Source organism: Campylobacter sp. CFSAN093238 (genome assembly GCF_012898015.1).
GTDB lineage: Bacteria > Campylobacterota > Campylobacteria > Campylobacterales > Campylobacteraceae > Campylobacter_D > Campylobacter_D jejuni.
In genome coordinates this window covers 752,896-777,173 of the sequence record NZ_CP040611.1, presented here as the reverse complement: position 1 = coordinate 777,173, position 24,278 = coordinate 752,896, and the positions used below count along the sequence as shown (strand labels likewise).

The 24,278-nt window shown below is 30.4% G+C and carries 23 protein-coding genes and 1 pseudogene; 8 read left to right on the top strand and 16 right to left on the bottom strand.

Going from position 1 to position 24,278, the window contains the following annotated elements; all coding sequences use genetic code 11:
- Window positions 1-56: 56 nt before the first annotated feature.
- Both flgS and FBF21_RS04075 read right to left on the bottom strand, forming a co-directional pair.
- Complete coding sequence (gene flgS, locus FBF21_RS04080; RefSeq protein WP_002852488.1) at window positions 57-1,076, bottom strand: fla regulon two-component system sensor histidine kinase FlgS; 1,020 nt, start codon at window positions 1,074-1,076, stop codon at window positions 57-59.
- Between the two features lie 3 nt (window positions 1,077-1,079).
- Window positions 1,080-1,958 carry a DUF234 domain-containing protein gene (locus tag FBF21_RS04075; RefSeq protein ID WP_079263633.1) on the bottom strand — a complete coding sequence of 293 codons (879 nt, stop codon included), beginning with the start codon at window positions 1,956-1,958 and terminating at the stop codon, window positions 1,080-1,082.
- Window positions 1,959-1,993: 35 nt separating this feature from the next.
- Between FBF21_RS04075 and FBF21_RS04070 the strand changes: the two genes are divergently transcribed.
- Window positions 1,994-3,268, top strand: a complete 1,275-nt coding sequence (locus tag FBF21_RS04070) for an aminotransferase class V-fold PLP-dependent enzyme (RefSeq protein ID WP_002860760.1) — start codon at window positions 1,994-1,996, stop codon at window positions 3,266-3,268.
- On the opposite strand, the gene purU is transcribed toward FBF21_RS04070, so the two are convergent.
- The 14 genes and pseudogenes from purU to FBF21_RS04000 form a co-directional block, all read right to left on the bottom strand.
- Window positions 3,265-4,089 carry a formyltetrahydrofolate deformylase gene (purU, locus tag FBF21_RS04065; protein ID WP_002859821.1) on the bottom strand — a complete coding sequence of 275 codons (825 nt, stop codon included), beginning with the start codon at window positions 4,087-4,089 and terminating at the stop codon, window positions 3,265-3,267. The genes FBF21_RS04070 and purU overlap by 4 nt on opposite strands.
- Window positions 4,086-5,204, bottom strand: coding sequence for a CCA tRNA nucleotidyltransferase (locus FBF21_RS04060; RefSeq protein WP_002870180.1), 1,119 nt, complete (start codon window positions 5,202-5,204; stop codon window positions 4,086-4,088). The genes purU and FBF21_RS04060 overlap by 4 nt, the downstream gene beginning before the upstream one ends.
- A complete protein-coding gene (locus tag FBF21_RS04055; RefSeq protein ID WP_002856776.1) occupies window positions 5,173-5,664 on the bottom strand; it encodes a hypothetical protein in 492 nt (163 codons plus the stop codon). The genes FBF21_RS04060 and FBF21_RS04055 overlap by 32 nt, the downstream gene beginning before the upstream one ends.
- The gene (locus tag FBF21_RS04050; RefSeq protein WP_002859818.1) at window positions 5,661-5,909 is read right to left on the bottom strand and encodes a tetratricopeptide repeat protein; all 249 of its coding nucleotides are present in this window, start codon (window positions 5,907-5,909) and stop codon (window positions 5,661-5,663) included. Before FBF21_RS04050 ends, FBF21_RS04055 begins: the two co-directional genes overlap by 4 nt.
- Before the next feature lie 78 nt (window positions 5,910-5,987).
- Entirely contained in the window at window positions 5,988-6,161 is a 174-nt protein-coding gene (gene tatA2 / locus FBF21_RS04045) for a Sec-independent protein translocase subunit TatA2 (protein ID WP_002859817.1), read from the bottom strand.
- A 9-nt stretch (window positions 6,162-6,170) separates the two neighbouring features.
- Complete coding sequence (locus FBF21_RS04040; RefSeq protein ID WP_002852435.1) at window positions 6,171-6,509, bottom strand: chaperone NapD; 339 nt, start codon at window positions 6,507-6,509, stop codon at window positions 6,171-6,173.
- A complete protein-coding gene (locus FBF21_RS04035; RefSeq protein ID WP_002859815.1) occupies window positions 6,502-7,416 on the bottom strand; it encodes a WD40 repeat domain-containing protein in 915 nt (304 codons plus the stop codon). Before FBF21_RS04035 ends, FBF21_RS04040 begins: the two co-directional genes overlap by 8 nt.
- A 4-nt stretch (window positions 7,417-7,420) precedes the next feature.
- Window positions 7,421-7,945, bottom strand: coding sequence for a nitrate reductase cytochrome c-type subunit (locus tag FBF21_RS04030; RefSeq protein ID WP_010891887.1), 525 nt, complete (start codon window positions 7,943-7,945; stop codon window positions 7,421-7,423).
- Window positions 7,942-8,724, bottom strand: a complete 783-nt coding sequence (napH, locus tag FBF21_RS04025; protein WP_074470854.1) for a quinol dehydrogenase ferredoxin subunit NapH — start codon at window positions 8,722-8,724, stop codon at window positions 7,942-7,944. Before napH ends, FBF21_RS04030 begins: the two co-directional genes overlap by 4 nt.
- Window positions 8,721-9,461, bottom strand: a complete 741-nt coding sequence (gene napG / locus FBF21_RS04020; RefSeq protein ID WP_002866909.1) for a ferredoxin-type protein NapG — start codon at window positions 9,459-9,461, stop codon at window positions 8,721-8,723. The genes napH and napG overlap by 4 nt, the downstream gene beginning before the upstream one ends.
- Before the next feature lie 17 nt (window positions 9,462-9,478).
- Window positions 9,479-12,253 (bottom strand): periplasmic nitrate reductase subunit alpha, encoded by a 2,775-nt coding sequence (gene napA / locus FBF21_RS04015; RefSeq protein ID WP_002870179.1) that lies wholly within the window; start codon window positions 12,251-12,253, stop codon window positions 9,479-9,481.
- A gap of 246 nt (window positions 12,254-12,499) precedes the next feature.
- Entirely contained in the window at window positions 12,500-13,027 is a 528-nt protein-coding gene (gene tpx / locus FBF21_RS04010; RefSeq protein WP_002856712.1) for a thiol peroxidase, read from the bottom strand.
- A 98-nt stretch (window positions 13,028-13,125) separates the two neighbouring features.
- Window positions 13,126-13,811 (bottom strand): annotated as a pseudogene (peb2, locus tag FBF21_RS04005) (AcfC family adhesin PEB2).
- A 95-nt stretch (window positions 13,812-13,906) separates the two neighbouring features.
- Complete coding sequence (locus tag FBF21_RS04000) at window positions 13,907-15,937, bottom strand: ATP-dependent helicase (protein ID WP_002857005.1); 2,031 nt, start codon at window positions 15,935-15,937, stop codon at window positions 13,907-13,909.
- 127 nt (window positions 15,938-16,064) lie between these two features.
- Here FBF21_RS04000 and FBF21_RS03995 point away from each other — a divergent pair, with 127 nt between their 5' ends.
- From FBF21_RS03995 to FBF21_RS03965, 7 genes are all read left to right on the top strand, one after another.
- Window positions 16,065-17,087 carry a hypothetical protein gene (locus tag FBF21_RS03995; RefSeq protein ID WP_002876098.1) on the top strand — a complete coding sequence of 341 codons (1,023 nt, stop codon included), beginning with the start codon at window positions 16,065-16,067 and terminating at the stop codon, window positions 17,085-17,087.
- A 22-nt stretch (window positions 17,088-17,109) separates the two neighbouring features.
- Complete coding sequence (locus FBF21_RS03990; RefSeq protein ID WP_002870177.1) at window positions 17,110-19,722, top strand: valine--tRNA ligase; 2,613 nt, start codon at window positions 17,110-17,112, stop codon at window positions 19,720-19,722.
- A gap of 4 nt (window positions 19,723-19,726) precedes the next feature.
- Window positions 19,727-20,737 carry a methionine ABC transporter ATP-binding protein gene (locus FBF21_RS03985; RefSeq protein WP_002870176.1) on the top strand — a complete coding sequence of 337 codons (1,011 nt, stop codon included), beginning with the start codon at window positions 19,727-19,729 and terminating at the stop codon, window positions 20,735-20,737.
- Window positions 20,734-21,645, top strand: a complete 912-nt coding sequence (locus tag FBF21_RS03980; protein ID WP_002870175.1) for a methionine ABC transporter permease — start codon at window positions 20,734-20,736, stop codon at window positions 21,643-21,645. The genes FBF21_RS03985 and FBF21_RS03980 overlap by 4 nt, the downstream gene beginning before the upstream one ends.
- A 191-nt stretch (window positions 21,646-21,836) precedes the next feature.
- The gene (locus FBF21_RS03975; protein ID WP_002870174.1) at window positions 21,837-22,610 is read left to right on the top strand and encodes a MetQ/NlpA family ABC transporter substrate-binding protein; all 774 of its coding nucleotides are present in this window, start codon (window positions 21,837-21,839) and stop codon (window positions 22,608-22,610) included.
- A gap of 48 nt (window positions 22,611-22,658) precedes the next feature.
- Window positions 22,659-23,429 (top strand): MetQ/NlpA family ABC transporter substrate-binding protein, encoded by a 771-nt coding sequence (locus FBF21_RS03970; RefSeq protein ID WP_042635830.1) that lies wholly within the window; start codon window positions 22,659-22,661, stop codon window positions 23,427-23,429.
- A 9-nt stretch (window positions 23,430-23,438) separates the two neighbouring features.
- A complete protein-coding gene (locus FBF21_RS03965) occupies window positions 23,439-24,215 on the top strand; it encodes a MetQ/NlpA family ABC transporter substrate-binding protein (protein ID WP_020837038.1) in 777 nt (258 codons plus the stop codon).
- Window positions 24,216-24,278: the final 63 nt, after the last annotated feature.

The window sequence follows — 24,278 nt, the reverse complement described above, 5'->3', positions numbered from 1 at the left end:
TATTAAAATAATATAAGCAAGATCTGTTCCACTTTGGGGTGAAAAGAAAATATTTATCACACCAAAGGTAAGGTAAAATAAAAATTCTTAGGATCACTTTGAAAACTTAACTCTCCCTTATGAGCGTTTATGATTTCTTTAGAAAGAGACAAGCCAAGTCCATTGCCTTTAAGTTTTGTTGTTTTAAAAGCTTCAAAAACCAATTTCTCATCTTTTATTTCACAACCATTATCATACACTCTGATGCATATTTTTTCATTATCATAACTTGCTAAAATTTTAATCATAGGCTTTTCACATTCGCTTTCTTCTATCGCATCAATAGCATTATAAATCAAATTTTGCAAAACCAAACCAAGAAGAGCTTTATCAGCACAAATCTGCTTATCCAAAAAAGATATTTCAAAGTCTATTTGAGAAGTGAAATTATAAGAGTTAATGGCACTTTCACACTCTTCTTTTAACTCTAAAAGATTAAAATTTAAAGCATTGATGTGTACACCCTTAGTAAAAAGTAGAGTTGAATTTACGATACGCTCCACTCTAGCAATAGCCTTTTGGATTTCAAGAACTATATGCTTATTTTTAAGCTCACTACGAGCAAAAAGGGTTGAAGCAAGTAAAGATATAGATCCAATAGGATTTCTTATCTCATGTGCCAAATGAGCCGCTACACTACCCATGCTTGCAAGCCTTTCATTGCGTTTTTCATCGCTAATATCTGTAGCTGAAACTATAGTTTTTTCATTATGCGCTATGATTTTTACCGCATAAAACCTACCTTCAAATTCAAGCTCATCACGAATTTTATCAAGACTAATGATACTAAGTAATTTTGGATTTTTCAAGGCTTCTTGATTTTGTAAAATAATATTTTTTTCTTTATCTAAAATCCAAAGCGCACTAGGCAACACCTCTATAATCTCATCAACCATTGCGCGTAAGGAGTTATAGTTTTCATTTAAAGTTTTGTATTCATTTTCTATTACATAAGTTTGTTCTATAAGACTTTCTAAGCCTTTTTGTAGGGTTTCTTTTTCATTTGAGTCTAAACTTTTTAAAATACTTTCATTCATTTATCATTCCTCTAATAAAATCTTAAAATCATTCAAATCAAGTAAAAGCAAATTCTGTTCGCATATTTTATCAAATTCCTTGCTAAAACCATTTTTTGAGATTATAATGTAATAATTTGGAGTCAAATTTAAAGACTTTACTTTTGATTTTAAAAGATTTAAAATATTTTTACAAATTTTTTTATTTTTAAATTTAACTTCTCCGACAAAACACAAATTTTCATCTTGATAATAAAGATCAAGTTCTAAATTCTTATCCCAGTAGCTTTGCACTCCATTGATATTGAATTTTTTCTCAAGCAATTCTCTAGAAAGTTGTTCAAAACAAAAACTTTGATAAAGCTCAAATTTTTCCTTAATGCATTCTAAAACTTCTTTATAACGATTTTGCAAAATAAGCTTTTCATTGGGCTTTAAAAAATAAAAAAAGAAACGAGTAAAATGGTTGCTAAATATAATCTTATCTTGGACAACATAAGATCTTAGTTCTTTTTTGATTTTTTGTCTTTTATCTTTTATTTTTTTAGCTTCCTTACTATACTCAAGTTTTATTATACCTGTTTCTAAAAGATATTTAAGTGTAGATAAAGCTTTAAAATGCTGAATTTTTCTATTGATAGAAAAACGCTTGCGATTGTTTTTAGCTAGTAAAGTAAGAGCGTAAGAACTTGTTTCATCCAAGGCGAAATAACTTTTAATTTTTAGATAATCATCAAGCAAAATTCGCTCTATATTTGTAAATACATCGTCTTCAAAATTTAAAATGTTTAATTTTTCAAAACCTTCAAACACACTATAAAAATCAAAAAGCTTACTTAAAGACAAATTCTTATGCAAATCTACAAAGTTCTTAAATTTTATATTTTTCCTTTTATAAAGCATTTTTATAGTATAATTTTAGCAAATTTTTATAAGGATTGTATTTGCAAATTTCAGATTTAAAAAAAGAATTGATCTTAAAAAAAGGTATTTTGCATTTTGACTTCACAGCAAGTGCTTTAGCTCTAAAATGTGTAGAAAAAGAAATTTCAAAAATTCTCCCAACCTATGCAAACACACATTCTGATAGCTCTTTGAATTCTTTTAAAACTCAACAAATTTACGAACAAGCAAGAAAAGATATAAAAAAAAGTTTATCATTAGATGAAAATTTTGCCCTTATAGCCTGCGGAACAGGATCAAGCAGTGCTATTAAAAAATTTCAAGAATTGATCGGCATTTACATTCCCCCTCTTGTAAAAGAAAGATATTTTACGCAAATTGATAAAAATACCTTACCTTTAGTTATCGTAGGGCCTTATGAGCATCATTCTAATGAACTTTCATTTCGAGAAGGCTTGTGCGAATGTATTAGAATTCCCTTGGATAAAAATGGGGAAATTGATTTTGATTTTCTAGAAAAAACTTTACAAAAAAACAAAAAAAGAAAAATAATCGCTAGCTTTTCTTTAGCTTCAAATGTTACTGGGATATTAAGTGATTACAAACGCATTTCTGAAATGGTTCGTAAATTTAAAGGGATAGTTGCTTTTGATGCATCTAGTTTCATTCCCTATAAAAACATATCTTGTCAATACTATGATGCGTTGTTTATAAGTTCTCATAAATTAATCGGTGGTATTGGCGGTTCTGGACTTTTAGCTATCAAAAAAGATCTTTGTGGAAACAAGCCTAGCTTTGCAGCAGGTGGAACTGTGGGCTATGTTTCTCGCACTTCACAATGCTACCTTTGCAATGAAGAAGCTTTAGAAGAAGGAGGAACACCTGGAATTTTACAACTCATTCGCGCTAGCTTAGCTTTTAAAATCAAAGATTCTATAGGGATTAAAAATATAGAAAAAAAAGAAGAAATTCTAAAAGATTATTTTTTTGAAAAACTAAAAACTATACCTAATTTAATTTTATACGCAAAGAATTTAAAAACCCGATTGCCTATTTTTGCTTTCAATATCAAAGGAATTTCTCCTTTTGATATCGCTTACGAACTTAGTAAAAAATACCACATAGAAACACGCGCTGGATGTGCTTGTGCTGGGCCTTATGGTCATGATTTGCTAGGCTTAAAAGATAATCAAAAACTTAAAACAAAACCAGGTTGGTTAAGAATAAGCTTGCATTATACGCATGAAAAAGAGGATATTGATTATTTTTTTAATGCTTTAAATAAAACTATAATAAAATTATCACATTAAAATATTATAGTTTTATTATTATATATAAAAATTCTATCTTCAAAAGCCAAATCAAGTGCTTTTGAAAGAACATCTTTTTCTATATTTCTACCTGCTTGCTGCATATCTTGCCAAGTAAATTCATGGTTTACAGGCGAAACAGCTTGAGTGATAATAGGACCTTCATCAAGATTATTATTTACAAAATGTGCCGTAGCTCCAATTATTTTAACCCCTCTTTCAAAGGCTTGTTTATAAGGATTTGCTCCTATAAATGCAGGTAAAAAAGAATGGTGAATATTTATAATCTTGCCTTCAAAATGCCTAACAAAATCAGGAGATAAAATTCGCATATATTTTGCTAAAACCAAATAATCAAATTTATATTGTTCAAGACATTTTAAAATCTGATTTTCTTGCTCTTTACGATCTAAATTTTCAGCGCTGATAAAATGATAAGGAATTTCAAATTTCTCAACTAAATCCTTTAAAGAGTTGTGATTTGAAATCACAGCTTTGATATTTGCTTCAAGTTCGTTACTATAATGCTTTATTAGCAAATCTCCCAAACAATGACTTTCTTTAGTAGCAAAAACAACGATATCTTTTTTTCTCTTCTCGCAAAGCTCTATCAAGGCTTCTTGTCCAAGCATAGCCTCAAGCGTTCCTATAAAAGCTTCTTTATCAAACTCACCTTCTAAAAGAGCACGAAAAAAAAACATTCCTTCGCCTACAAATTCATCGTTTTTTACTATATTGATATGATATTTAAAAATAACATCAGAAATTCTATAGATTAAACCTTTTTGATCTTTGGTGCAAATTTTTAATACAGAAATCATTTAGCTAAACCTTTTATATATTCTTTTAATTCATTCTCTCTTGCTTCTTGAAGCTTTAAGCCAAGAATTTTACCACAAAATCCAGCATTTATGAAATCTTTTGCTAAAATTTTACTTTCAAACTTATTCTCATAAAGCCCTAATCTTTTAGCTTGCTCAATACGCTTTTTACTCCAAAGTCCAAGCCATTTCTTCAAAGGCATTTCAAAAGCAATTTTTGCTAGCTCAAAATCACTTATATCATCAAGATAAAAAGCTTGATTTGCGTATTTTAGGTATTCTTTTTGAAGTTTGGTTCTTTTAAAAAATATATCTTTTTCTAAATTAAAAAAATTCAAATACAAATACAAGAATAAAGCATCGCTTTTTACAAATTCTCTACTTTGTCTGAGCAAATTTTGAAATTCCAAACTCTTAAAAGTACTCTCAAAGCCGAAAATCTGTTTTTCTAAGTCAAGTTCTTGCAAATATCTATAGCCAACATCAAGTCTAGGGCTTTTAAAGAATTTATAAAGCTCCGCATTGATCCTATCTTTGCTAAGATCAGTTATATCCATACTTTGCATCAATTTCAAGCTTTCGCTAGTTATCTTAAAGTTAAACCTTGAAGCAAATACTACCGCTCTTAATACTCTTAAACTATCCTCTTGAAAGCTTTGTTTATCAATATGCCTTAAAAAGCCTGCTCCTAGATCTTTTAATCCTCCATAAAAATCTAAAAACTCATCGTTAAAAAGATTAATCATCATAGAATTTATGGTAAAATCGCGTCTTTTGGCGCCAAGTTTTTCATCATTACAAATTTGAACTTCAAAACCTTTATGTCCATAGCTTATTTTATTTTCGGTTCTAGCAAGAGCTAAATCATAATTTTTAAACTTATACACAAAAAAACTTTTTCCAAAGCCTTGTGCGCCCAATTTTTGCATAATCTTTTCAAAATCTTTAGGTTTTATATCATAAAGCTCTATATCATAGTCACAAATTTTTAAGCCTAAAAACAAATCCCTAACGCTACCTCCAACCAAATACGCTCGTTTGGTATAAGGCTTTAAAAACTCAGCAATAAACTGTAAATCGGGATTATTTTTTAAGCTTATCTTCGATATTTGCAAGTAAAAACTCTAAAAAATTTATGGTCAAGTTTAACCTATTTTCAAGATCATCTTTTTTTATGCTATTTAAACCTTCAAAAAGAACTAAAATTCTCTCTCTAAGATGTTTTAAAAAAATATCCTCATTAAGCGTTTGAACCTCTGTCATAACACTAGGATTTAAAATTTCACTTTGTAAAAAAGGCTCTTCTTTTTTAAACTCTTTATTTTCCTGAGTAGAAATTTCAATATTATTTTGTATTTTTTGCTCTTCTTCAAATTTTGCCATAGAAATTTTATCTTCTAAGTCTTGCGGAGTATCAAGCTCTTCGCATACAAACTCCATAGGTGGTAATTCATCTTTTATTTCAGTTTTTCTATTTAATTCTTGTTCTTTTAAAATTTCATTTTGTCTTCTTTGCTCTTCCATGATAGAGCTAACTTCGCTAATGGTTTTTTTAGCTAAATCTTCCAAATTCATATTTTTATCAACCACCTTTTAAATTCATTAATTTCTTCATCGCTTTTCATATTAATAAAAAAATCCAACATTTGAGTGTTTAAGTCTTTATGCTTGGATCTAAAACCACTAAGACGACGAACCGCATCGATAGCGTTTTGATTATCCGGATCTTCTTTTAAGATATTTTTATAAATTTCTAAAGCTTCGTCTTTTAACCCTTGAGCCTCATAGATGGAAGCTTCAGTGACTGTATTTTTCATCACTGTTTCCTAAAATTTTTCTTTAATTCTAGCAAAAAGCTTTTTAATTTATCTTTAAGAAAATAAGGTGTTTTTTAATGTCTATTTTGTTTTAAACAGTTTTTCTATATATTCTTTTTTTTCTTTCTCTAAACTAGAATTTAATTCTTTTTGTTCTTTTTTAACTTGCGCTTTTAAATCTTGATTTTTAAAATACACATAATCAATTCCAAAAATAACACCAATTATAATAAGCAATGGGATTAAAAATACCATCTTTACACTTTAAGAAAATTGATTAAATACACTACCATAGTAGCGAACATTCTCAGCATTTTCATTTTTTTCTATCGTTTCTATTGCACCACTATTGATTGCTTTTTGGATATCATCATTTAAATCTTGATAAGAAAAAACCATATTAATACTGATAATATTTGGCAATTTCTCAAGCATTTTATAAGAGTTTAACTCATCTTCTAAATTTTCACTTTCAATCACAACTATAATCTTTTCATTTTCACAAAGTTCTACAGAACAAAAAGGAATTTCAGATATAGCCTTTTTTAAATCATTTATATATTCTTCTTTTGCTAAAATCAAAACACTAGAAAGATTATTCATCAATACTCCTAAACATTATACTATCACCAAAGCCTGAAACGATAAAATCTTTATTGTTTAAAAAAATAATAAACTCACTCATCAAATTTTCATTATTAAAAGTTTTAACAGGCTTAAAATCACTTGTGCTAAAAACTTCACTAACTCCAGCTTCATTATCGCTATAAACAGCGAATTCTCCACTAGGACTTAAAGCACAAGTATATATCAAAAAATCTTTTTGCAAAAAATTTTGCTCTTCATTTTTTACAACTCCTATACGCCTATCCGTTCCACAACTTAAAATAACATTATTTTTAAAATCTACTTGATAGATATTATCTTTATGCATTTTATCATAGTTTTTTAACATCTTCCAATTTTTCAAATCAAAAAGTTCTACTTCGCCACTCTCAAAACCTGCAACTAGTCTACTCTTATCTTCATTTAAAACTGCATCATTAAGACTAGAATGGGAAAAATTAAATTTTTTTATATTTTTTAAACTTTTATCAATCAATTCTATTTCAGAACCAATAGAAATCAAAAGATAAGTGTTTTCATTGATAAAAAATGCTTTTATTATGCTATTTTCTTCGAGCTTTTTGATTTGTAAATTTTCCTTATAAAAACTTAAATTTTTAGCACCAAAATCACCCTCGCTAAGTATTAAAAGTGTATGTTTAAAAACATCAATGTTATAAATCTTAGCAAAATCATCACCATAATAATTTTTAATCTTTGGTAAAGATAAAAGTTCTTTTAAACTTTTATCTTTAATGTTATATTGTAAAATTTCACCTTTATCAGTGCCTATATATAAGTTTTGCTTATCAAGCTTTAAAGCTGTTATATTAGCATTTAATTTCAGCTCATAAGCATAAGACAAAACACAAAAAAGACTCAAAATAAAAAGAAATTTTTTCATTTATTTACTTTACACCCTCATTAATCACATCAATTAAATTTGAACGACTTTTTAATTGTTCATTTTTAAATTCAGGTTTAAAGCTATTTCCCACTAAAGGTTTTGCATCACTTTGTGGAACATGACACTGAGTGCAATTAAAACGACTATCGCTAATCATATCTCCTGTGGTTTTATTGTGTCTAAAATCATAATAATGACTAGCAGGAAGTGGAGTTGCACCAGCATCTGCTGCTATAGCCTTATCATGGCAGCTTAAGCACATATTGTTATCTTTAGTTATAGGTAACAAATCTTCAATAGCATGCGGAATTAATGGTGGTGCATTTTCATAAGAACGCTCAAAACGAGTAGATTCCCCAGGTTGTAAAGTTGTGAAATTTGCTTCCACTAAATTTACTTTATTTTCATTTTCTAAACTTGCTTTTCTAAGTCCAATTTGTTCCGAACTTACCCCACTATTCATTGCACAAGCGGCAAAAAATACCACTGCAGCACTTCCTAATAAAACCAATTTCTTCTTCATTATTTATTCCTTAAATCAAAAATATTAAAATTCAAAGCATCATCATTACAAACTTCTATACATCTTGCACACCTTATACACTCTCCTGATTTCACGCTAGTACTTTCTTTTCCAACCATCCACAAAACCTGTTTTTCAGGACAAATACGGATACATTCATAACATTTAGTGCATTTATCACTATCATGCTTTATTTTAAGCAAAGCAAAACGAGAAATAAAAGCATAAAAAGCTCCTAGTGGACAAAAATGTGAACAAATTGCCCTAGGACTTAAAAAAGTATCAATACAAAAAAGTATAAAGGCTACAAAAATCCAAGAACTTGTAGCAAAAATAATCCCTCTATGTATCATTCCTATATAAGAAAAACTTTCAAACACAGGCAATGAAAATACAAAAGAAAGGACTAAAACCAAGACCAATACAAAATAGCGTAAATTTTTAGGCAAAATTAAAAATTTATTATTAAGGGTTAATTTATTTCGCACAAAAGCAGCAAAATCTGTGATTAAATTAACAGGACAAACCCAAGAGCAAAAAACCCTTCCTAAAAGCAAACCATAGATAAAAAATATAATCAAAGCTCCTATTAAAGCCACTAAATCTATACTCCAGCTTGCTAGAATGATTTGCAAAACCGCAAAAGGATCGCTTAAAGGTATGGTATTAAAAAGTCTAGAAGAACTTAAATTTCCCTGCAAGATAAAATCTGTAGCTTTAAAACTAAAAAGCGCTAAAATTCCAAGCTGAACGATGCGTCTAGCAATTAAATACTTCATCACAGTTCTCCATCATTTAAATAATTGGTTGCTTTTTTAGCATCAAAATGTTTTGAAGTATCTGCATTTTTTATACGACCTTCATCTTTTTCATCCCAGCCTTTTACATAATGAGATCCTGCTTTTCCCAATACATACTCCCTTGGCAAAACACGAATGGCCGGTTTTTCAGTAATACAAGCCAGTTCACAAAGCCCACAACCTACACACACTTCATGATCCACACTAGGTAGTAAAAAAGCATGTTTGGCGGTGCGTTCATTGCGTTTAAGCTCAAGTTTTAAAGCCCTATCTATCAAAGGACAAGCTCTATAACAAGCATCACATTGAATTCCCCAGTGTGCCACACAAGAAGCACTATCAACAATAGCAATACCCATTTTCAAAGATTCTATACCCTGCTCTAAATGCTTTTTATCTAAAGCATCAGTTGGACATTCTCTAATGCAAGGAATATCCTTACAAAGATAGCAAGGAATTTCTCTTGCCTTAAAAAAAGGCGTGCCATTTTTTGGACTATCTAACAAGCTAGCAAGCTTTAAAGTATCATAAGGACAGGCTTTTACACAAAGCCCACAACGAATACATTTGCTTAAAAATCTAGCTTCATCTTCAGCCCCAGGAGGACGCAAAGCATAATTATCATCGGCTTTTAAAGCCAAATTAGCCAAAAATCCACCTCCTGTACATAAACATGCAGCCTTAAAGGCACTAACGAAAAATTCTCTTCTACCTTTCATTTAATCAAAACCCTAAATTAAGCCTTATAAATTTTTACAGCACATTTTTTAAAGTCAGTTTGTTTTGAAAGCGGACAAGTCGCATCCAAAGTAACTTTATTGATATATACATTCTCATCAAACCACGGCACATACACAAGTCCTACAGGCGGTTTGTTTCTTCCACGCATATCTACTCTTGCTTTTACTTTACCACGACGAGATTCCACCCAAACCAAATCACCTTGATTTAAGCCTAATTTCTCTCCATCTTTCTCACTCATATAGCAAAGTGCTTCAGGCACAGCACGGTAAAGCTCAGGCACACGCATAGTCATAGTTCCACTATGCCAATGCTCTAAAACCCTTCCTGTTGCAAGCCAGAACGGATACTCTTTACTTGGTCTTTCAGGTGCTTTCATAAATGGCCTAAAGAAAATTTTAGCCTTATTTTTAATACTGTGCTCTTTTTCATCTTTAGGAGCTATTAAATCCCCATTTGTAAGCATTTTGTTAAAATCACCATAAAAAGCAAAATCTGAATTTGGAGCCGCTTTTTTAGCATAATAATCAAATTTAGTATTAAATCTCCACTGTGTTTCCTTGCCATTAACCACAGGCCATCTTAAACCCCTTACTTTATGATAGGTATCAAAATCCGCTAAATCATGTCCGTGTCCTAAGCCAAATTTACGATATTCTTCCCAAAGATATTTTTGAACGAAAAAGCCATAGCCTGTAAATTCTTTTCCATCACTGCCTTGAATTTTTCTCTCATCACCTTTAACATCGGTATTATCAAAGCCTTTTGCGATGGCATCGTTTGGATTAAAGCTTTTTGCTTCTTTATTGGCAAATAGTACATCAAAAAGTGTATCATCTTCGCTATAACCCATAGCTTTTGCCTCTTCTAAAACACTTGGCAAGGTAAGCTTATTATCCACTTTTTGCTCTTTCCAAACTTCTTTAAGCTTAAAGCGTTTTGCAAATTCTAAAATTTGCCAAGTATCACTCATGGCAGCACCTACAGGTAAGACTTGTTGTTTCCAATGTTGAGTTCTTCTTTCAGCATTACCATAAGCACCCCATTTTTCATAAATCATAGCGCTTGGTAAAATAAGATCAGCTACTTTTGCTGAAATTCCAGGATAACAATCACTTACAACAATAAAATTATCCATTTCTCTTGCTGCTGCAATCCAGTGATTTGCATTTGCAGTGTTTTGCCATGGATTATTCACTTGCACCCATGCAAATTTAATTTTTCCATCTTCTAAATCTCTCATGATATTAAGATAAGGAGAACCTGGTTTTGGGTTGATAGTCTTTGCAGGAACTTTCCAAATTTTTTCAGAAATTTCTCTGTGTTTTGGATTGGCTACAACCATATCTGCAGGCAAACGATGTGAGAAAGTTCCTACTTCCCTAGCTGTTCCACAGGCACTTGGCTGTCCTGTTAAAGAAAAGGCTCCACTACCTGGTTTAGCTTGCTTTCCTAGCAAAAAATGTACCATATAAGCTTGTTCATTTACCCAAGAACCTCTTGTGTGTTGATTAAAGCCCATAGTCCAAAAACTTACGACTTTGCGATTTTTCTCTATGTAAAGATTAGCTAATTCTTGAAGTTTTTTCTTAAAATCTTCCAAAGACTCATTATCATCACCTTTGGCTACTCTTGCAGTGTATTCTAAAGTATAAGGGGCTAAACCTTTTTTAAATTCGTCAAAAGAAATTTCCCAGTTTTTATCAGCCACACCTTGATGTTTCATTTCAAATTTATCACCCGCTTTAACGCCAAGATAAGATAAAGAAGTAGCCTCTTCATCGTCTAAAGTGATTACATTTTCTTTTTCAACCGTATCTTTTTCACTTTCTTTAAATTTTGGATGATTTGGATTATTTCTCATACCATAACCAATATCAGCATAACCAGTTGCAAATACGCAGTGATCTTTGATAAATTTCATATCCAGAGCCTCTGGATGATTATAAACAATCTCTCTTGCTATGTAGTTCCAAATAGCCAAATCTGTATTTGGTTTAAAAATAATTTCAATATCAGCAATATTTGAAGTACGGTTAGAAAAAGTGCTTAGATTCACAACTTTAACCTTATCAAGATTGCTTAGTTTTCTATCACTTACTCTTGACCAAAGGATTGGGTGCATTTCAGCCATATTAGCTCCCCAAGTGATAATAGTATCTGTAAGCTCTATATCATCATAACAGCCTGATGGCTCATCTACACCAAAAGTTTGCATAAAACCAACCACTGCAGAGGCCATACAATGTCTTGCATTTGGATCGATATTATTTGTTCTAAAACCCGCTTTTGCAAGCTTTAAAGCAGCATAACCTTCTTGGATAGTGTATTGCCCACTACCAAAAATCCCTATACCTGTAACGCCGAGTTCATTGTAGGCTTTTTTAAATTGTTTTTCCATTTCATCAAAGGCTCTTTGCCAAGAAACTTGTTGAAATTTGCCTTTTTTATCAAATTCGCCTTTTTCATTCATGCGAAGCAAAGGCATAACAAGACGATCTTCACCATACATGATCTTAGCATTAAAATAACCTTTGATACAATTAAGTCCGCGATTTACGGGTGCTGCAGGATCACCTTTTGTTGCTACGATTTTGCCATCTTTTCTAGCTATCATAATTCCACAGCCAGTTCCACAAAATCTACAAACAGCTTTATCCCATTTCCAATCTTCTTCTTGCGCGCCAAGCATAGAGCTTGGAACACTAAGCCCTGCAACACTAGCAGCACTTGCAATAGCGGTATTTTTAATAAAATCCCTTCTATTCATCCTTATTCCTCCAAAATAAAAAAATCATCTTATTATAAAAAATGAAGTATAAAAATCTCTTGAAATTTTAATAAAAATAATAATTTTAAAGCTCTATTTTATAGGAGTTTTATTGTCCTTTTTATATTATTATTACACAAAATAAATATTAAAAATAATCAACTTAACAATTAAAATATAATCAACTTAAAATAATAAAAAAATGAAGATATAAAAATTAAGCCCTAAGAATGGGCTTAATCAAAATTAATGGCAACCACAACCACCGCAGCAGCTAGAGCCACCAAAAAATGCATCAAGTTTTGCAATATCTGGCATTTCTGTGATTTCATTTACAAGTTCTTTATATGCCACTTTACCCTCTTTAATCACAAATACGGCACGAGCTAAAAGCCCTTCTAAAGCACCTTCATTTATCAAAACACCATATTTTTCACCAAATTCTTTTGCCACAAAATCACTTGCAACACTTAAATTTTCAATACCTTCTGTACTGCAAAATCTTCCCATAGCAAAAGGTAAGTCCATACTTACTACAATCACTTCAGCACCATTGTAACTGGCTACTTTTTTATTAAATTCTCTAGCCTCTGTAGCACAAACTGGTGTATCTAAGCTTGGAACACTTAAAATGATTTGAGTTTTACCCGCTGCACCGATTTCAATCACGCTTAAATCTTTAGCTTTAAGATTTACCTTAGGAGCATCTGCTCCAACTTCTACTGAATTTCCTTTAAGTTTTACAGGATTTCCTTTAAAATTTACTGTACTCATTTAATTTCCTTTTTTGATATTTTAAACATTATTGCAATTAATGTTTTAGGAGTGATTATATCCTATAAATATTAATTATTTTTTAATTTCACTCAAAATTATTTTACTTCTTTCCAAGTATATTTTTTCCACACTTTTTGAGCTTCCTTACTCTTAATAAAATCTACAAATTCTAAAGCTTTTTTATTTTCTAAACCTTTTTTTGTAGGAGCAATTTCAGCTGCACGATAAATCACTGCATTTTTATCTTTGATAAATAAAGCTTTATCATCGCCTAAAGCCTTTGCCCAATGAGACCAAATGATTAAAGCATCAATATTTGGATTGTTATTCCACTCATCTACAGCAGCTTTGGAATTTTTAGCATAAATTTTTATATTTTTACGTAATTTTACCAAATTTTCTCTTTTTGCACTTTTTAAAGCCATATCTTCATAAAGTCCAACTTGTCCTGCACCATCAACCACCATAACATTTATGCCATCTTTTAAAATGTCTTCAAAATTTTTAATATTTTTTGGATTATTTGGACGCACGATAATACCTGATGGACGCACATTTAAAACGCTTAAATTTTCCAAACTTAAACTTGGAATTTTTTAGCAAAATCATCCATCATTGAAGTATTGCCTGAAAAAATCAAATCTGCATTTTCTTTTGCTTTGTCTATCCAAGCTGGAGTTGGACCTGCGGTTACAATCACCTTTTCTTTTGTTTTTTCTTCAAATTTTAAAGCAAGCTCTTTTAGCACAGGAGCGGGACCACCTGGACCATAAACTAAAATTTCAGCATTTAAAAAACTTGCTGCTGCTAAACTTAAAAATTAATATTTTTTTCATAAAATAAACCTTTCTTTATAATAATATAAAGGAAATTTTATCAATCTATAGTTAACTCTCCCTTGCAAAGCCCTGCTTCTATAAGAAAACGAGAAGGAGCGAAAGAAGTTTTTTTATTTTTATCATATTTAGCATAGCTTAAATAAAGTATATTTTTTGCCCTAGTTACTGCAACATAAAAAAGCCTTCTTTCTTCTTCTAAACTTCCACCCATTCCCATAAGCTTTTGATTAGGAAAGCGACCTTGCGCAAGATCAATCACAAAAACAAGATCAAATTCCAAGCCCTTGCTTGCATGTACGCTAAGCAAATTAACTCCTTTGCCACTACTCATTTCACTTGCACCTAAAGTTAGAAAATTATAATACTTATAAATATCGCTATAATTTTTTGTAAGCTCTTTTAAGACATTGAATTTTGTTTCTATTTTTTCTAAATTTTCACTCTTTCTTAATAAATCCACCTGTCCTGCTTTATTTGTTGCTCTTTTGGTTGCAAGTTCTTCACAAATTTCTCTATAAAAAGAATTTTCACAAATTAAATTTACCAAAGTCAAAGAATGTTTTATTTCCATAGCTTTTTTTAAAAAAAGATAAATTTTTTCTAAATTTCTAGCACATAAATCATTGATTTTTGAAAGTTTTAAAATAGGATGTGCATCAAATTCACTCTCAAATTTAAAACGAGTTTCGCTGGCTAATTCTTCTAAATCCGCAAAAAGCCCAAGTTGATAATTTCTTTTTTGATGATTTTGCAAATTTACATTTTTATCAGGATCTAAAAAACCTTTTATTAAATTTCCATGCCCTAATTTTAAAAGTGCGTCAAAAATTTCTTTTGCTAAAACTCCACCCACACCTTTGGTGTATTGAACCAAATGAATAAAAGCCATAATATCCTTAGGATTTACCACAAGAGCAAGCATAGAGCTAAAAGCTTTAACTTCTAAACTTTCAAAAAAACTTCCACTTCCCTTTCTCACACTTGCAATGCCCTGCTCCCTTAAAGCTACTTCAACCCCATCAGCACTTGAGTTGTTGCGAAAAATCACGGCAATTTCTTCCAAACTTACTCCGCTTGTAAGTATCATTTTGGCTATATTTTGATACTGATCAAATAATTCTTCAAAAGTAAGCAAAGATGGGGCTTTAAACTCATCATTTCTTGTAACAATAAGTTCTTTTGGATATAATCTTTCGTTATTTAAAATCACTTTATTAGCCAAAGCTAAAATACTTCTTGATGAACGGTAGTTTTTATTTAAAGAAAAAATTTTTGCATCTTTAAAACGATCTTTAAACCCACCTATGATATTAATATCCGCTCCATTGAAAGCATAAATACTTTGATCATAATCCCCTACGCAAAACAAACTTTTACTATGAAAAGCCTCTATTAAGGAACTTTGCAAAGTATTTGTGTCTTGATATTCATCTACTAAAATTTCATCAAATTCATATTTTTCTTCTTTTAAAAGATCTTTTAGATTGATAAGCAAGTCATTAAAATCTACATAATTAAAACGCTTTTTTTCATTATCATATTCTTTTAAAATATCTTCATAAATTTCAGCATAAATACTTTGATCTTCGTAGTTTTGGCAAAACCAAGTATAAAAATCTTGATTGTGCGCTTTGTTTTGAAACAAAGAATAAAGATCATATAAATAACTTGATTGATAAGGTTTTATATCACTTAAATGCCTAAAAGTTCTTTTTTCATAGACACTTTTAAGTAGAGTTTTTAACTCGCTTGCTTGCTTTAAGGCTATATTTTTATCCGCATTTCTAAGTAAGGTATAAGCCGTACTATGAAAAGTTCCTGCAAGTATTTTACTGGTAATATTTTTATCAAAAAATTTCCCTAAACGCCCTATCATTTCTTTGCTGGCTTTATTTGTGAAAGTTAAAAGCATGATTTTTTGAGGTGCCACTCCCTTGCTTAAAAGATAAGAAATTCTTGCAACAATAGTAGAAGTTTTTCCCGTCCCTGCACTTGCAATAACAAGATTGTGTCCAAAATCAGCAGTAGCAGCAAGATATTGTTCATTATTTAATTTTGAAAGTGGCATTATTTTCCTTATAAAAGTTAAAATTATAAAAAAAAATTACTTAAAAATATAAAAATTTAAAATTACTTTATATTAGATTATAGTACAATGCTAAATTATTTAACTTTCTGTTTTTAAGGGATAGCAAATGAATTTGAAAATTTTTTCTATTATTGTTGGCATATTAATTGCTGTTATTGTGATATTAGGTGGAACATATTATTATCTTTTTGAATATTCAAAACCAAAGAATTACACCTTAAATACCAACACTTACACCGAACAAAAATCGTATACCAATAACTACGATAATTCCTATTCACCCTCGATCCAAACCAACAATAGTTCATCAAATGTAAATACTAATAACAATACCATCCAAAAGCAAGAAACAAACCCATTATTAGACGAAAATCAAAGCTTAAATAACGATACATTTAATACATCAATAAGCGAAAACAATCAAAGCTTAAATAATGACACCAATACAAGTAATAATATTAATACAAATGAAAATAAGCAAATTTTAGATACGGATAAAGGAAAATTAAAACAAGAAAATAAACAAGCCAAAATAGAAGCTCTTAAAAAAGAAATCAGTAAACAACAAAAGATCTTAGAAAGAGAAAGAGCTGTAAAAAAAGAACTTCAATCAAACAAATCAAACAAAAATAAATATCTAAATACCGCTAGAGAGTATCTAAACATAGGAAAAAACAGTCGTTTAGAACCTGAGCTTAGCACAGAAAATATGAAAGTTTATGTTTTAGATGGAAAATTTTTAAGCCAATACAGAATCAATCTGTTAAAAGATATGCTAAGCATTATACAAGATAATGCAAAAGATTATTATCTAAGTATTTTTGTTAAAATGCTACCAAAAGGGGAAATGAAATTAACTATCTATAACAAAGAAATTATCTTTTCAGATATGAAAAAAGCTTATAAATATATTAGTTTAGATAGATTAAGCCCATATTTAAACAATCCAAAAGAATTAAATGAACATGTAGCACGTGAAGAAATTTTAGAAAGACTTAAACTTCAAATTAAAAAAGATGGCAAAGGAAGTGATTTTTCTAAACATATCAAAAGTTTGAAAACTGGACTTAATACAGCACAATATTTCTTCCCGTTTTGTGAAATTATAGAAATTAGCTCTATTAAATAAGCTAAAACAATAAAGGCAAATAATGTATGATAAAAATTTAGAAAAAGAGTATTATCAAATTTGCGAAGAACGCGGATATTTTGAAATCGATGGCAATAAAACCATACAAGAAAAAGATAAAAATTTCTGCATTATGATGCCTCCTCCTAATGTCACTGGAGTTTTACACATAGGACATGCTTTAACTTTTACTCTACAAGATATTATGACGCGTTATAAAAGAATGGATGGCTATAAGGTTCTTTATCAACCAGGGCTTGATCACGCAGGTATTGCCACTCAAAATGTTGTAGAAAAACAACTCCTTGCTCAAGGCATTAAAAAAGAAGAACTAGGTAGAGAGGAATTTATAGAAAAAGTCTGGGAGTGGAAAGAGCAAAGCGGTGGAAAAATTTTAGACCAAATGAGAACACTAGGCATCACTCCTGCATGGAGTCGCTTGCGTTTTACTATGGATGAAGGTTTGGTTAATGCCGTAAAAAAAGCCTTTGTAGAACTTTATGATAAAAGACTTATTGTACGTGGAAACTACATGATAAATTGGTGTACTCATGATGGCGCTTTAAGTGATATAGAAGTTGAATACAAAGAAAACAAAGGAAAACTTTATCATATTAAATACTTTTTAAAAGATAGCGATGAATTTTTAGTAGTAGCCACAACGCGTCCTGAAACTTTTTTTGGCGATACTGCAGTTATGGTGCATCCTGATGATGAACGCTATGCTAAATTTGTGGACAAAGAAGTGATTTTGCCTATAAGCAAAAAAGCCATTAAAATCATAGCCGATGAACATGTAGAAAAAGAATTTGGAACAGGAGTTGTAAAAGTTACTCCCGCTCATGACATGAACGATTATGAAGTAGGACTTAGACATAATTTAGATTTTATAAGTGTTTTTGATGAAAAAGGAATTTTAAACGAACATTGTTTAGAGTTTCAAGGTTTAGAACGCTTAGAAGCAAGAGAAAAAATCGTAGCCAAACTTGAAAGTCTTGGTTTTATAGAAAAAATAGAAGAGTATAACAATCAAATAGGATATTGTTATCGTTGCAACAATATAGTTGAACCTTATATCTCCAAACAATGGTTTGTAAAAAAAGAAATCGCCCAAGAAAGTATAGAAAAAGTTGCGCTTGGAGAAAGTAAATTTTACCCAAATCACTGGATAAATAGCTTTAATGCTTGGATGAAAGATTTAAGAGATTGGTGTATTTCAAGACAACTTTGGTGGGGGCATCAAATTCCTGTGTATTATTGCGAATGCTCTCATGAATGGGCAAGCCAACATACGCCTAAAACTTGTCCAAAATGTCAAAGTCAAAATTTCAAACAAGATGAAGATGTGCTTGATACTTGGTTTTCTTCAGGACTTTGGGCTATGAGTACTCTAGGCTGGGGAAATGAAAATTGGGGTAAAGATAAAATTTGGTCTGAAAAGGATTTAAAAGATTTTTATCCCAATTCTTTACTCATTACAGGTTTTGATATTTTATTTTTCTGGGTGGCTAGAATGATGTTTCAAAGCACTAATGCCTTACATCAACTTCCTTTTAAAGATATTTATTTACATGCTCTTGTGAAAGATGAGCAAGGTAGAAAAATGAGTAAAAGCCTTGGAAATGTTATCGACCCAAATGAAAGCATTAAAGAATATAGTGCTGATATTTTACGCTTTACTTTAGCACTTCTTGCTATACAAGGACGCGATATTAAACTTAGCAATGATAAACTTTTACAAGTTAGAAATTTTACAAATAAAATTTATAACGCTACAAATTATCTGCTTTTAAATGAAAGTAAATTTGAAGATTTGGAAAATATCACACTTCATTCAGAATTAGCAAAATATATTTATGCCAAATTTCAAACTTGTGTTAAGGATGTAAGAGAAAATTTAGACAATTATCGCTTTAATGATGCGGCTAATACTCTATATAAATTCTTTTGGGATGATTTTTGCGATTGGGGTATAGAGCTTAGCAAAGCCGAAAAATCAAGCGTTAAAGAACTTGGTAGTATTTTCAAAGAAGCTTTAAAACTTTTAAATCCTTTCATGCCTTTTATCAGCGAGTATTTATACCACAAACTAAGCGATACAGAACTTAAAACAAGCCCTTCTATTATGATAAGCAAATATCCAAAATTTAAAGAACAAGATAAAAATATAGAAAAAATCTTTTCTTTGCTCATAGAAAGCATAGTTAGTATCCGCCGTGCTAAAAGTTTAATCGATCTTGGAAATTCTAAAATAGAAAAAGCTTATATCAAATTTAACGATAAAAAAATCAAAGATGAAATCAAAGCTTATATGAATTTTATCATAATGCTCGCAAAGTGCGAGCAAATAGAATTTAGTGAAGAAAAATTACCAAAGGCAATATGTGATGTTAGCGAGAATTTAGAAATTTTTATTACGCTTGAAAATGTTGATTTAAGTGGTATTTTAACAAGACTTGAAAATCAAAAAAATAAGCTTGAAAAAGAAAGTTTCAAGCTTAACTCCATGCTTTCAAATGAAAAATTCATCGCTAACGCACCTAAAGAGGTGGTGGAGCAAAATAAAGAAGCTCTAGAAAATTTAAAAATTCAACTTGAAAAAATATCAGTTGAACTTCAAAATCTAAGAGGTTAAAAATTTGATAAAAATAAAAAATTTAAAAAAATATTATGGCAAGGAACTCGTGATAAACGATGTTTCTTTGGAGATTAAAAAGGGTGAAATTTACGCCATAGTAGGTCATAGTGGAGCTGGAAAATCCACTCTTTTAAGATGTATTAATGGACTTGAGAATTATCAAGAAGGAAGTTTAAAAGTCTTTGATCAAGAAATTAAAGATTTAAGTCAAAAAAAATCAAAAGAGTTAAGAATGCTTAGAAAAGATATAGGGATGATTTTTCAAAATTTTGCCCTAATGGAGCGCAAAAATGTATTTGAAAATGTTGCTATGCCTTTAAGAACACACTATACTCAGTGTAAATTTCATGCCAAGCTTTTTAATAAAGAATACATGAGCGAAAAAGAAATTGCCCAAAAAGTCAATTCCTTACTTGAAATCGTAGGGCTTGATCATAAAAACAAATCCTACCCAAGAGAACTGAGCGGAGGGCAAAAACAACGCGTTGCTATTGCTAGAGCCTTAGCTTTAAACCCAAAAATTTTACTTAGTGACGAAGCTACTTCGGCTCTTGATCCAAACACTACAAAAAATATTTTAGAGCTTATATCTAAAATCAATGCTGAATTTGGGATTACTGTTGTTTTAGTAACTCACGAAATGGATGTGGTAAAAGACATAGCTCAAAAAGCTTTATTACTTGAACATGGACAAATCATAGGAAGTGGAGTAATTGATGAGCTTTTTTTAAGGCCTAATGCCAAAATGAAAGAATTTTTAGGAGAAAGCGACTTCTTGCCTGAGCACGGACTTAATATCAAACTTTACTTTCCAAAAGAAGTTGCCCAAAATAGCGTCATTACTCATATGGCAAGAACTCTAAATATAGACTTTAACATAGTTTGGGGTAAAATAGAAAAACTGAATGGAAAAGCCTTGGGAAATTTAGTTATAAATATAAATGAAAAGGATAAAGACAAGGTTCTTGATTACATAGAAAAAAGTGGAGTATTATGGGAGGTGGCATCATGAATGAAGAAAACATCTCTATCATCAGTGCTTTTTTTAGTAGAATTTCTCAATTTTTTAATGAATTTTCTTGGCAGGATATTAAAGAAGTGAGTTTAAGTTCTATCACGAGTTTCAATGAAAATTATGAAAACATTTTAAAACCTGCGCTTAATGAAACAATTTATATGAGTTTAATGGCTGTACTATTTGGATTTTTATTGGCTATCATTCCTGGAATTTTACTTGCTATTTGGGATAAAAATGGAATTAAAGAAAATAAAATCGCTTATAGTATTTTAGATTTTATTACCAATATATTACGCGCCTTTCCATTTTTAATTCTTATAGTTGTTCTTTTACCACTTTCTAAAATCATAGTAGGCACAAGCATAGGTACAAATGCTGCCATAGTTCCATTAGCTATCGGAATAGCTCCTTACTTGGCAAAGATGCTTGAAAGCGCTTTTAAAGAAATAGACAAAGGAATCATAGAAGCTGCAAAAAGTTATGGTGCTAGCAATATTCAAATTATTTTCAAGGTTATCTTTAGTGAAGCTCTTCCTGCTATAATTAGCGGAATTACCCTAACTTTGATCTTTACCATTGGTTTTTCTGCTCTTGCTGGAACTGTCGGTGGAGGAGGATTAGGAGATGTAGCTATTCGCTATGGTTATGAAAGATTTAACAAAGAAGTTATGATTCAAACTGTAGTTATTTTACTTATATTAGTTCAATTAGTTCAAATTCTAGGTAATTTATTTTATACTTGGGCTAAAAATAGTAAAACTACATATATCATTGCCACTCTATTGATTTTACTTGGAGTTAGTATAGTTATCAATATAAACAATGATGAAAATTTCTTTTGGCAAGTAATTGTTTTTATCTTATTTTTAGGAAGTTTGCTTTATAAAGGTTTCAAAAAATAAGGAGATTATATCTCCTTTTAAGATAAATATAAGTTTTTTTAAGTAAAATTTAAACAAAAAATTAAAGGAATTAAAATGATGTATCAGATGCGTTAATCTGACTATCAACAAGTTTTTATATGCTTCTTCCTGATAGTCAGAGTGAATTTATTAAGATTAAAGCAAGCACAAAATGACTAAAAAGGAAAAAAATGAAAATCAAATCTTTATTTATAGCAAGTATTTTAACATTAAGTCTTAATGCAAATGCATTAGAAACCATCACAGTTGCAGCAACTCCCGTCCCTCATGCTGAAATCCTAGAACAAGTAAAACCTGATTTAGAAAAACAAGGCTATAAACTTGAAATCAAAGAATTTACAGATTATGTTTTACCTAATCTAGCTGTTGATAACGGAGAAGCCGATGCAAATTTTTTCCAACACACTCCTTATTTGGAAGAATTTAATAAAAACAAAGGCACCAAACTTATCAAAGTAGCTGCCATACACATAGAACCTATGGCTGTTTACTCCAAGAAATATAAAAGTCTAGATGATATTAAAGAAGGGGTTAAAATCGCCATTCCAAATGATCCAACCAATGAAAGTAGAGCTTTAGATATTATTACAAAAAAAGGTTTGGTAAAATTTAAAGATAAGGCTTTAAAAACACCTCTTGATATTATAGACAATCCTAAAAAAATTAAATTTATAGAATTAAAGCCCGCACAACTTCCAAGAGCTTTAGATGATGTTGATTTTGCTGTAATTAATTCCAACTACGCTCTCTCTGCAAATCTAAATCCTGCAAAAGATAGCGTATTTATCGAAGATAAAGAAAGCCCGTATGCAAACATTCTTGTTGTAAGAGTGGGACATGAAAACGATCCAAAAATCAAAGCCTTAATCCAAGCTCTACAAAGTGATAAAATCAAACAATTTATCATAGAAAAATACAACGGATCTGTTTTACCTGCTTTTTAATTTTGTCCCTTACCTAGGGACTTTTTTCTTAAATACAAAGGAGTTTTTATGAATTTATTTAAAATTATTATACTCGCTTGCACTCTAAATTTATCTAGCCTATTTGCACAAAACATTACTATAGGAGTCACTCCAAATCCTTTTGGTAGCTTACTAGAACTAATGAAAGATGATTTTAAAAACAAAGGGTATGAGCTTAAAATAGTAGAATTTTCAGACTATATTTTGCCCAATCGTGCATTAGAGGAAAAAGAACTTGATGCAAATTTATATCAACACAAACCTTTTTTAGAAGAATACAACCTAAAAAAAGGTTCAAATTTAATTGCAACAACGCCTGTACTTATAGCTCCAGTAGGAGTTTATAGTAAAAAAATCAAAAATTTAGAAAATCTTAAAGAAGGTGCTAGAGTTGCTATACCTAATGATGCGACCAATGAAAGCAGAGCTTTAGAGCTTTTAGAGAAAGCAAAATTAATAGAGCTTAACAAAAATACTCTAAAAACCCCATTGGACATAAACAAAAATCCAAAAAAACTTAAATTTATAGAGCTTAAAGCCGCACAACTTCCAAGGGCTTTGGATGATGTTGATATTGCTATAATTAATTCTAATTTCGCACTTGGAGCTGGTCTGAATCCAAGTAAAGATACTATTTTTAGGGAAGATAAAAATAGCCCTTATGTAAATTATGTTGTGGTACGCTCAGAAGATAAAAATAGCGAAAAAACCAAAGTAATTGATGAAATTTTAAGAAGCGATAAATTTAAAGCCATCATTAATGAACATTATAAAGATATATTAATCCCAGCTTTTTAGGAGTATAGCATGAATATTAAAAAAATATTTTTAAGTGTTTTATTTACAATTAGCCTTAGTTTTGGGGCAGATAAAACCATAATCATAGGTGCAACACCAACGCCTTATGCTGAAATTTTAAATTTCTCTAAACCCTTATTTCAAGAAAAAGGTTGGAGGTTGATAGTTAAGGAATTTAATGACTATAATATACCTAATATCGCTTTAAATGAGAAAGATTTAGATGCAAATTTATATCAGCATAAACCTTTTTTAGATGATTTTAATACCCACAAAGGAACAAATTTAAGTTCTTTAGGTGCTATTGTTTTAGTTCCTATGGCTATATATTCTAACTCCATAAAAGATATAAAAGACATTCCTAATGGTGCTAAAATCGCTATACCTAATGATGCTACCAATGAAAGCAGAGCCCTTGATTTACTAGCTAAAGCAAATTTAATAGAATTTAAAAGTCAAAGCACCCTTAAAACCCCTATTGACATAAGTAAAAATCCAAAAAAACTTAAATTTATAGAGCTTAAAGCCGCACAACTTCCAAGAGCCCTAAATGATACTGATTTGGCTATTATTACCACAAACTATGCTCTTGGAGCAGGCTTAAACCCTTTAAAAGATGGTATTTTTATGGAAGATAAAGATAGTTTATATGCTATTGTTTTAGCTACAAGAAAAGGTGAAGAAACAAGTCAAAAAAGTCTTGTTATTAAAGAAATTTTAACAAGCGATAAAATTAAAAATTTTATCATAGAAAAATACAAAGGCTCTGTTATCCCTACTTTTTAACTCTATACAAAGCCTTCTAAAGGCTTTGTTAAACTTATAAAAGCTAAAATACTATTTATTGCA

Bases quoted from the DNA above. Each gene is read 5' to 3' on its own strand.
- FBF21_RS03965 (WP_020837038.1), top strand. From the start codon at position 23,439: ATGAATATTAAAAAAATATTTTTAAGTGTTTTATTTACAATTAGCCTT.
- flgS (WP_002852488.1), bottom strand. From the start codon at position 1,076: ATGAATGAAAGTATTTTAAAAAGTTTAGACTCAAATGAAAAAGAAACC.
- purU (WP_002859821.1), bottom strand. From the start codon at position 4,089: ATGATTTCTGTATTAAAAATTTGCACCAAAGATCAAAAAGGTTTAATC.
- tpx (WP_002856712.1), bottom strand. From the start codon at position 13,027: ATGAGTACAGTAAATTTTAAAGGAAATCCTGTAAAACTTAAAGGAAAT.
- tatA2 (WP_002859817.1), bottom strand. From the start codon at position 6,161: ATGGTATTTTTAATCCCATTGCTTATTATAATTGGTGTTATTTTTGGA.
- FBF21_RS03980 (WP_002870175.1), top strand. From the start codon at position 20,734: ATGAATGAAGAAAACATCTCTATCATCAGTGCTTTTTTTAGTAGAATT.
- FBF21_RS03990 (WP_002870177.1), top strand. From the start codon at position 17,110: ATGTATGATAAAAATTTAGAAAAAGAGTATTATCAAATTTGCGAAGAA.
- FBF21_RS03975 (WP_002870174.1), top strand. From the start codon at position 21,837: ATGAAAATCAAATCTTTATTTATAGCAAGTATTTTAACATTAAGTCTT.
- FBF21_RS04040 (WP_002852435.1), bottom strand. From the start codon at position 6,509: ATGAATAATCTTTCTAGTGTTTTGATTTTAGCAAAAGAAGAATATATA.
- FBF21_RS04055 (WP_002856776.1), bottom strand. From the start codon at position 5,664: ATGAATTTGGAAGATTTAGCTAAAAAAACCATTAGCGAAGTTAGCTCT.
- napA (WP_002870179.1), bottom strand. From the start codon at position 12,253: ATGAATAGAAGGGATTTTATTAAAAATACCGCTATTGCAAGTGCTGCT.
- FBF21_RS04035 (WP_002859815.1), bottom strand. From the start codon at position 7,416: ATGAAAAAATTTCTTTTTATTTTGAGTCTTTTTTGTGTTTTGTCTTAT.
- FBF21_RS04075 (WP_079263633.1), bottom strand. From the start codon at position 1,958: ATGCTTTATAAAAGGAAAAATATAAAATTTAAGAACTTTGTAGATTTG.
- FBF21_RS04000 (WP_002857005.1), bottom strand. From the start codon at position 15,937: ATGCCACTTTCAAAATTAAATAATGAACAATATCTTGCTGCTACTGCT.
- napG (WP_002866909.1), bottom strand. From the start codon at position 9,461: ATGAAAGGTAGAAGAGAATTTTTCGTTAGTGCCTTTAAGGCTGCATGT.
- FBF21_RS03995 (WP_002876098.1), top strand. From the start codon at position 16,065: ATGAATTTGAAAATTTTTTCTATTATTGTTGGCATATTAATTGCTGTT.
- FBF21_RS03970 (WP_042635830.1), top strand. From the start codon at position 22,659: ATGAATTTATTTAAAATTATTATACTCGCTTGCACTCTAAATTTATCT.